The following is an 8,308-nucleotide window of genomic DNA, read 5'->3' as shown; positions in this document are numbered from 1 at the left end:
GGAGGGCCGCCGCGCACAGGGCGGCGCCGGCGAGCGCGGGCACGACGAGCAGCGGGGTCGCGGCCAGGCCGCCGGTGGCGAGGACTGCGGCGACCAGGACGGGGGCGGTGGCGAAGCCGAGGTTGCCGCCGAGGGAGAACCAGCCCATGGCGGTGTGGCTGCCGCGGCTCGCCCGGCGGGCGGCCCTTGCCGCCTCGGGATGGTAGGCGGCGACACCGATCCCGGAGAGCGCGACCGCGGCCAGCGTGAGCGGGTACGAGCCGCCGACGCCGCTCAGGGCGATCCCGGCGCCGGCGAGGACGGTGCTCACCGGCAGCAGCCAGGGCAGTGCCCGCCGATCGGTGAGGGCCCCGAACAGCGGCTGTACGAACGAGGAGAGCAGCGAGGCGGCGAGTACGACGGCCGAGGCGGCGGCGTAGCCGTAGGCGCGCTCGGCGACGAAGTACGGCACGAGGGCCGCGACGGCTCCCTGATAGACGTCCACGCAGGCGTGTCCCCAGGTCAGCAGGGTGAGGGGGCGATGAGGTCGCGATGTCGTCGTCAGCACCCCTCGATCCTGGCGAGGCGAAGCGTGTCGTGCTTTCGATAACCTGCCGACTTGTGTCGAATCCCCGCCGATCCCGGCCCCCGACCCCCGACCGGTCCGTGCGCCACACCCCGCAGGCCCCGACCCGGGCCCAGCCGCTGTCGCCGGGCGAGCGGGTCGACGCGCACCGGCACGACGACCACCAGATCGTCTACGCGGACTCCGGCGTGCTGGCCGTCACCACCGATGCCGGTACGTGGTTCGCGCCCGGCACCCGCGCCATCTGGGTCCCGGCCGGCACCGTCCACGCGCACCGCGCGCACGGACGCCTCGATCTGCACCTCATCGGGCTGCCCGCCGACGACAACCCGCTCGGCCTGGACGCGCCCACCGTGCTCGCCGTCAGCCCCCTGCTGCGCGAGCTGATCCTCGCGTACACCCGTTCACCCGAGGACGACAGCCCCGAGCGCGGCCGGCTCCTCGCGGTCCTGCGGGACGAGTTGCGGTCCTCGCCCCAGCAGCCGCTGCGGCTGCCCACGCCGGCCGATCCCCGTCTCGTGGCCGTCTGCGCGGTGCTCCGCGCCGACCCGGCCGACCCCCGGACCCTGGCCGAGCTCGGCAGGGCGACCGGGGCGGGCGAGCGGACCCTCAGCCGGCTGTTCCGCACGGAACTCGGCATGACGTTCCCTCAATGGCGCACCCAGGCACGGCTCTACCACGCGCTGCTGCTCCTGGCGGACGGCGTCCCGGTCACCACGGTGGCCCACCGCTGCGGCTGGTCGTCGGCCAGCGCCTTCATCGAGGTCTTCCGGCGCGCCTTCGGCCACACCCCCGGCGCCCACCGCCCGGCGAAGGTCACACCGGACGCACTGGCGCCCGAGCCGTCGGCCGGGGCATCATCCCCGGCATGAGCACCGAAACGATCATCACAGCCGCCGCCTCGGGCACCTGGACGCTCGGCGACCTCACCGTCAACCGGATCGGTTTCGGCGCGATGCGCCTGCCGCAGACCGGCGAGGCCCTCGTCCCGAACGCCGTGAGCCGCGACCGGGACCAGGCCGTCGCGGTGCTGCGCCGGGCGGTCGAGCTCGGCGTGAACCACATCGACACCGCCGCCTTCTACTTCTCTCCCCTGCGCTCCGCCAACGAGCTGATCAACCGCGCCCTCGCCCCGTACGCGGACGAGCTGGTCATCAGCACCAAGGTCGGCCCGGCCCGAGGCCCTTCCGGGCAGTGGGTGGAACACGCCAGGACCCCGGAGGAGCTGCGCGGGCAGGTCGAGGAGAACCTGCGCCAGCTCGGGCGTGACCACCTCGACCTGGTGAACCTGCGCGTCCTCGGCACCGACTCGGTCGCCGAGCGCTTCGGGGCGCTGGCCGAGCTCCGCGAGGCGGGGCTCATCCGCCACCTGGGTCTCTCCAACGTCCATCCGCACCAGCTCGCGGAGGCACGGGCGATCGCTCCCGTGGTCTGTGTGCAGAATCGGTACGGCATCGGGATCAGGCCCGACCACGACGCCTTCGTCCGCGCGTGCGGCGAGCAGGGCATCGCCTACGTCCCCTTCTACGCCATCGCCGCCACGGGCGGCCAGAGCGGCGCCGGCGGGCAGGCCGACGAGGAGGTGCTCGCCGTGGCCCGTGCGCACGGGGCGAGCCCGGCCCAGGTCCGGCTCGCGTGGACGCTGCACCGGGGTCCGCACGTGCTCGCCATCCCCGGCACCGGCGACCCGGACCATCTGGCGGCCAATGTCGCGGCGGGAGCGCTGCGGCTCACCGAGGACGAACTCGCCTCCCTGGACGCCCTGCACGCACGCGGCGAGTAGCCGCGCCGGAGGGCGGGTGGCTCAGGCGCGGCCTGCCGCCTTCTGGCTGCGGCGGGAGAGGGAGTCGACGACCACGGCGGCCAGCAGGACCGCGCCGGTGATCATGAACTGAACGGCGTTGCTGACGCCCATGATGTTCATGCCGGACTGGATCGAGCCGATCACCAGCGCGCCGAGCAGGGCGGACCAGACCGAGCCGCGTCCACCGAAGAGGCTGGTGCCGCCGATGACGGCGGCGGCGATGACGTTCATCAGGAGGTTGCCGCCGCCGGAGGTCTGGCTGGCGGACTGGATCTGACCGGCCAGGAAGAGGCCGCCGACCGCCGCCATCGTGCCGGCGATGGAGAAGACGGTCATCCGGATGAACGGCACGCTGATGCCGGCCCTCCGGGCACCCTCGATGTTGCCGCCGACGGCGAAGATCTGCCGCCCGTACGAGGTGCGGCGCAGCACGAAGTCGACGACGACCAGGAGGATCAGGAAAACCAGGAGCGCGAGCGGCAGCCCTTGGTACTGGTTGAGGATGTACGCGGCGACGAAGGCGATCGCGGCGATGACGACCGTACGGATCACGATCTCGGCGATCGGCCGGAACGGCACCCTGGCGCGCTGGCGCCGCCGGGCGTCGAGGAGCTGGGCGCCCAGGAAGAGCCCGACGCCGACGGCCGCCGTGATGTAGGCGGCGGCCGGGCTGTGGAAGATCGTCGAGTACAGCTCCGAGACGATGGACTCGCTCGGGATGTTGACGGTGCCGCTGGTGCCGAGCACCTGCAGCATGAGGCCGTTCCAGGCGAGGTTGCCCGCCAGGGTGACGACGAACGCGGGCACGCCGACCTTGGCGAAGAAGAAGCCCTGGATGAGTCCGACGGCGGCTCCGCCGGCGATGGCGACGAGCAGGGCCAGCCATTCGTTCATGCCGTTCAGCACGTTCAGCACGGCGAAGATCGCGGCGCACAGGCCACTGACGGAGCCGACGGACAGGTCGATCTCGCCGAGCAGCAGCACGAAGACGATGCCGATCGCGATCATCCCCGTGCCGACGATCTGCTGGCTGAGGTCGGAGAGGTTCTGCGCGGAGAGGAAGGCACTGTCCAGCGTGCCGAAGACCGTCCAGATGATGATCACGGCGACGACGACGGGCAGCGAGCCCAGCTCGCCGCTGCGCAGCTTCCGCCCGAACTCCCCGACGTACCCCTTGAAGCCCTCCTCCCGGACGATCAGCCGGGTGTCGACGGCGGGCAGGGCGTCATGGGCCGGCTCCTGGCCGACGCCGTCGCCGAAGCCGTCGCCGGAGCCGGGGGCGGAGGGGTCGTGGCGGTCTCGGTCGCGCCTCATCGCTCCTCCTCTTCCCGCTTGCGGGCCTGGCGGCGCGTGACCGCGCTGTCGCTCGCCCCGGTGATGGCGGAGATGATCTCCTCGGTGGAGGTGGAGCGCTTGTCGAAGAAGCCGTTGTTCCGGCCGAGGCGCAGCACCGCGATGCGGTCGGCGACCGCCATCACGTCCACCATGTTGTGGCTGATCAGGATGGTGCCGAGGCGCTGCTCGCGGAGCCGTTCGACGAGGTCGAGGACCTCGGCCGTCTGCTCCACGCCGAGCGCGGCGGTCGGCTCGTCCAGGATGACGACCTTGGGGTCGCCGATCAGGGAACGGGCGATCGCCACGGTCTGGCGCTGGCCGCCGGAGAGGGAGGCGACGGGGATGCGCACGCTGGGGATGCGGATGGAGAGGGTGTCGAGCAGTTCGCGCGAGCGCCGCTCCATGCCGACCTCGTCGAGCACGCCCCAGCGCTTCAGTTCGCGGCCGAGGAAGAGGTTGCCGACGACGTCCAGGTTGTCGCAGAGCGCCAGGTCCTGGTAGACGGTGGCGATACCGAGGTTCTGGGCGTCGTGCGGCCGGTGCACGGTGACCGGGCGGCCCTCCCAGCTGATGACGCCCTCGTCCGGCGGGTTGACCCCGGCGATCGCCTTGACGGCGGTCGACTTGCCGGCGCCGTTGTCGCCGACGAGCGCGACGACCTCCCCGGGGTGGACGTCCAGGTCGAAGTCGGAGAGCGCCTGGACGGCGCCGAACCGTTTCGAGATCCCCCGCAGACTGAGCACAGGTGTTTCGGGCACCGCGAACCGCCTCCTACCCGGCCCCCGTCGCGTTGTCGGTGCGGCGGCGGCTGCCGCCGCTCCGGCTCCTCCTGCCGCTCCTCCTACTCCAGACCTGCCTCCTGGCAGGCGGCTTCGTAGGCGGGTGTGCAGATCTCGTCGACCGTGTACAGACCGTCCTTGACGACCGTGTCGCCGATGTTGTCCTTGTCGACCACGATCGGGGTGAGCAGGTTGGCCGGGACCTTCTGGCCGCTGCCGCTGGTGACCGTGAGCGGCACCAGGTCCTTCGGGAGTTCCTTGCCCTCGGCGAGATCGACCGCCATGGTCGCGGCGATGTCGGCCTCCGGCTTGTACGGCTTCTCGATCGTGATGGTCTGGGTGCCGAGCAGGATCCGCTGGATGGCGTCGAGTTGGGCGTCCTGACCGGTCAACGGCACGTTGATGCCCGCGGCCTTGAGGGCGGTGGCGATACCGGCGGCGAGACCGTCGTTGGCCGAGTACACGCCGACGATGTTGTCCTTGCCCAGTGCGCTGATGGCGCCCGACATCTGCTGGTTGGCGTTGTTCGGGTCCCAGTTGGGGGTGTCGTACTCCTTGCCGATCTTCACCTTGCCGTCGAGCACGGAGTGCGCGCCCGCCTTGAACTCGGCCGCGTTCGGGTCGGTGGGCGAGCCGTTGTGCATCACGATCTGGCCGCTCTCGGCCTTGTCACCGAGCGCGTCGAGCAGTGCCCGTCCCTGCAACTCGCCGACCTTGCGGTTGTCGTACGAGACGTAGGCGTCGACGGGGCCCTGCGCGAGGCGGTCGTACGCGACGACCTTCACGCCCGCGTCATGGGCCTTCTGCACCGAGGACTGGATGGACTTGGAGTCCACCGCGTCCAGGATCAGCACCTGATTGCCCTTGGTGAGCGCGGTGTTGACCTGCTGTTGCTGGGTCGTGGCGCTCTCCGCCGCGTTGTAGTAGTCGATCTGCGCGTCGGGTGCCAGTTCCTTGATCTTCTGCTCGATGTACGGCCGGTCGAACTTCTCGTAGCGCGTGGTCTTGCTCTCGGGGAGCAGCAGGCCGATCTTCACCTGCTCCTGCGCCGCGGCCGCGCCCGGCTGGGCCGCGCCGCTCATCGAGACCGCGCCCAGGGACAGGGCCGCGGCTCCGGCCAGGGCGATCGCGCCACGCAATGTGCGGGTCATGGGGGGCTCCTTCCGTACGCCCCCTCCCCCTCTCCGCGTGAGCGCGGGAGACGAGGGGGTGCACATGTGGCCTTAATACGACATTAGCCGCAACTCGATGTCCGGCAAGCGGGTGAATCGGCCCGGCCGGGATCCGGTCCTGACCCCTCGGCGGGAGTCCTGACGTTTACGCAGTTCAAGCGTGACTACGCGGTTCACGCGGCGGCTCTCCGGGCGGCCGGCGCGGGCAGCTGCGCCGCGACGATCGCCGCGAGGCAGAGCCCGAAGCCGAGGAGCTGCACCGGGCCCAGGGTCTGGCCCAGCAGGGCTGCGCCGAGCACGGCGGCGACCAGCGGCGAGAGCAGGACGAGCACAGCGACCGAGGTGACCGGCAGCGCGCCGAGCCCGCGGAACCACAGGACGAAGGCGATCAGTCCGCCGACCAGCCCGAGCCACAGGTAGCCGAGGACGGCGCGCCCGTCGACGGCCGGCGGCGCGCCCTCCACGAGGAGGGTCAGCGGCAGCAGGAACAGTCCGCCCGCCGTGAGTTGCCACCCGGCGAAGGTGGTGGGGCCCACCCCGGCGGGCCGCCCCCAGCGCTTGGTGAGCGTCACGCCGAGCGCCATCGAGGCCGCGCTGCCGAGCCCGGCGAGGACCCCGACGAGCCCGAACCCCGCGCCCGGCCCGATCACGACCAGACCGACGCCGAACACGCCGACCAGGCCCCAGACCAGCCGCCGGACCGAGAACCGCTCGCGGAGGACCGCCACGGCCAGGACGGCGACCGCGAGCGGCTGGGCCGCCGCCAGGGTGGCCGCCACGCCTCCGGGGAGCCGCTCGGCGGCGACGGTCAACAGCGGGAAGAGCAGCCCGATGTTGAGGACGCCGAGCACGGCGGCCTTGCCCCACCACGCGCCGCGCGGCAGGGTCCGGCCGATCGCGAGTGCGAGGAGACCGGCGGGCAACGCCCGCAGGAGCCCCGCGAAGAGGGGGTGCGCGGGCGGGAGGAGTTCGGTGGTGACGACGTAGAAGGTGCCCCACGAGACGGGCGCGAGCGCCGTGAGGAGGGTGCGGGACAGGACGGTCGGACGGGTCATGCCCGCAGTCTCGGGCGACGCGCATCCATGAGTCCAACACATGCTTGTCACTCCATCCATCGTGATTCACGATGGATGGATGGACCTCCAGCAGATGCGGTACGTCGTCGCCGTCGCCGAGACGAACAGCTTCACCCGGGCCGCCGAACGGTGCCTGGTGGTCCAGTCCGCGCTCAGCCACCAGATCGCCAAGCTCGAACGGGAGCTGGGCGCGCGGCTCTTCGACCGGACCAGCCGCAGGGTGCGGCTCACCCCGGCCGGGGCGGCGTTCCTGCCGGCCGCCCGGCAGAGCCTGGAGGCCGCCGAGCGGGCGGCGGCCGAGGTCGCCGCGGCCGTCGGCGAGGTGCGGGGGCGGCTGGCCGTGGGCCTCATCCCCACTGTCGCGGCGGTGGACGTGCCCGCGGCCCTGCGCACGTTCCGGGAGCGGTACCCGCGGGTGCGGATCGGTCTGCGGGTGGGCGCGAGCGAGGAACTCGCCGAGCAGGTCAGGGACGGCGCCCTGGACGTGGCGTTCCTCGGGCTGCCCCCGGCGGCGGACCCGCCGAGCGGGGTCCGCGCCCACGCCCTCGCCGAGGACCGGCTGGTCGCCGTCGTCGCCCCGGACCACCCGCTCGCGGACGGGCCTGCGGTGGAGCTGCGCCGGCTCGCCTCGGAGGTCTTCGTGGACCTGCCGGCAGGGACGGCCGGGCGCGTCCAGTCCGACCTGGCGTTCGCGGCCGCGGGCCTCACCCGTGACGTGGCCTTCGAGGTGACGACGGCGGACCTCTTCATGGCACGCCTGGTCGGCCAGGGCCTGGCCGTCGCCCTGCTCCCCTCCCGGTACGTGCACCAGCTCACCGGTGTCGCCACGATCGAGGTCACGGACGCGCCGACCCGCGTCGAGTACGCCGTGTGGAGCGCGGCGGGGAGCACCCCCGCCGCGACGGCGTTCCTCGCGGCGCTCGGCCTCGGTCCGCACGCCGCCGAACCGGAGGCGGCCGAACGGGAGGCGGCCGAAGCACCCGCCGCCGAAGCACCCGCCGCCGAACCGGTCAGGAATCGAGAAGCGCCCTCCCCGGGCCGCACGTAGCGTGGCTGGCGTGCGCGTCGGAGGGCGACGTCCGCACGACACCGACCCGGTCCCCCGGGACCCCCGATCACAGGAGCGATCATGACCGGCACCCCCACCCAGGGCATCAAGACCGTGCTGCACCCGGTGACCGACCTCGCGAAGGCGACCGAGGTGTACGCCGCGCTGCTCGGCGTCCGGCCGCAGACCGAGAGCGAGTACTACGTCGGCTTCGACGTCGAGGGCCAGCACATCGGGCTCGTGCCGGGCGGCGGCCCGCAGGGCATGACCTCGCCGGTGGCCTACTGGCACGTGCCGGACATCGAGGCGAAGCTGGCCGAGGTCACGGCGGCCGGCGGGACCGTGCGGGACGCGGCCAAGGACGTGGGCGGCGGCCGGCTCGTGGCCACCTTCACGGACGTCGACGGCAATGTGCTGGGCCTCGTCCAGGACCAGTAGGCGCGCGCGACGCGCCGGTGGACCGTTGCCGTCGGGCGTTCCGGGGACGTAGAACCGGGACGTGACGTAGAACGGGTAGCAGAACCGGCAT

9 protein-coding genes are annotated in these 8,308 nt (G+C 72.5%); 4 read left to right on the top strand and 5 right to left on the bottom strand.

Translation table 11 applies throughout. The features are described from left to right. Nucleotides 1–547: MFS transporter (locus AB0E14_RS33385; RefSeq protein ID WP_362426978.1), on the bottom strand; the 547-nt coding region annotated here is incomplete at its 3' end. Between the two features lie 53 nt (nt 548–600). Between AB0E14_RS33385 and AB0E14_RS33380 the strand changes: the two genes are divergently transcribed. Then, nucleotides 601–1,437, top strand: a complete 837-nt coding sequence (locus tag AB0E14_RS33380; RefSeq protein ID WP_362426975.1) for a helix-turn-helix transcriptional regulator — start codon at nt 601–603, stop codon at nt 1,435–1,437. Continuing rightward, complete coding sequence (locus AB0E14_RS33375; protein WP_362426972.1) at nt 1,434–2,348, top strand: oxidoreductase; 915 nt, start codon at nt 1,434–1,436, stop codon at nt 2,346–2,348. Before AB0E14_RS33380 ends, AB0E14_RS33375 begins: the two co-directional genes overlap by 4 nt. A gap of 21 nt (nt 2,349–2,369) precedes the next feature. Here the strand turns inward: AB0E14_RS33375 and AB0E14_RS33370 are convergent, their stop codons facing one another. The 4 genes from AB0E14_RS33370 to AB0E14_RS33355 all read right to left on the bottom strand — a co-directional run bounded on the left by AB0E14_RS33370 (nt 2,370) and on the right by AB0E14_RS33355 (nt 6,710). Then, nucleotides 2,370–3,683 carry a sugar ABC transporter permease gene (locus AB0E14_RS33370; RefSeq protein WP_362426970.1) on the bottom strand — a complete coding sequence of 438 codons (1,314 nt, stop codon included), beginning with the start codon at nt 3,681–3,683 and terminating at the stop codon, nt 2,370–2,372. Continuing rightward, nucleotides 3,680–4,462 (bottom strand): ATP-binding cassette domain-containing protein, encoded by a 783-nt coding sequence (locus tag AB0E14_RS33365; RefSeq protein WP_362426967.1) that lies wholly within the window; start codon nt 4,460–4,462, stop codon nt 3,680–3,682. Before AB0E14_RS33365 ends, AB0E14_RS33370 begins: the two co-directional genes overlap by 4 nt. An 83-nt stretch (nt 4,463–4,545) precedes the next feature. Further along, nucleotides 4,546–5,634, bottom strand: a complete 1,089-nt coding sequence (locus AB0E14_RS33360) for a sugar ABC transporter substrate-binding protein (RefSeq protein WP_362426964.1) — start codon at nt 5,632–5,634, stop codon at nt 4,546–4,548. A 194-nt stretch (nt 5,635–5,828) separates the two neighbouring features. After that, entirely contained in the window at nt 5,829–6,710 is an 882-nt protein-coding gene (locus AB0E14_RS33355) for an EamA family transporter (RefSeq protein WP_362426961.1), read from the bottom strand. A gap of 79 nt (nt 6,711–6,789) precedes the next feature. On the opposite strand from AB0E14_RS33355, the gene AB0E14_RS33350 reads away from it, so the two are divergent. Together AB0E14_RS33350 and AB0E14_RS33345 are read left to right on the top strand one after the other, a co-directional pair. Beyond that, entirely contained in the window at nt 6,790–7,779 is a 990-nt protein-coding gene (locus AB0E14_RS33350; protein WP_362426958.1) for a LysR substrate-binding domain-containing protein, read from the top strand. 81 nt (nt 7,780–7,860) lie between these two features. Next, nucleotides 7,861–8,217: a VOC family protein gene (locus AB0E14_RS33345; protein WP_362426955.1), complete on the top strand. Its 357-nt coding sequence runs from the start codon at nt 7,861–7,863 to the stop codon at nt 8,215–8,217. Nucleotides 8,218–8,308: the final 91 nt, after the last annotated feature.

Source organism: Streptomyces sp. NPDC047981 (assembly GCF_040653315.1).
In the GTDB taxonomy this organism is placed as follows: Bacteria; Actinomycetota; Actinomycetes; order Streptomycetales; family Streptomycetaceae; genus Streptomyces.
The sequence above is the reverse complement of the archived record's forward strand: the minus strand, read 5'-3'. Positions and strand labels throughout refer to the sequence as shown.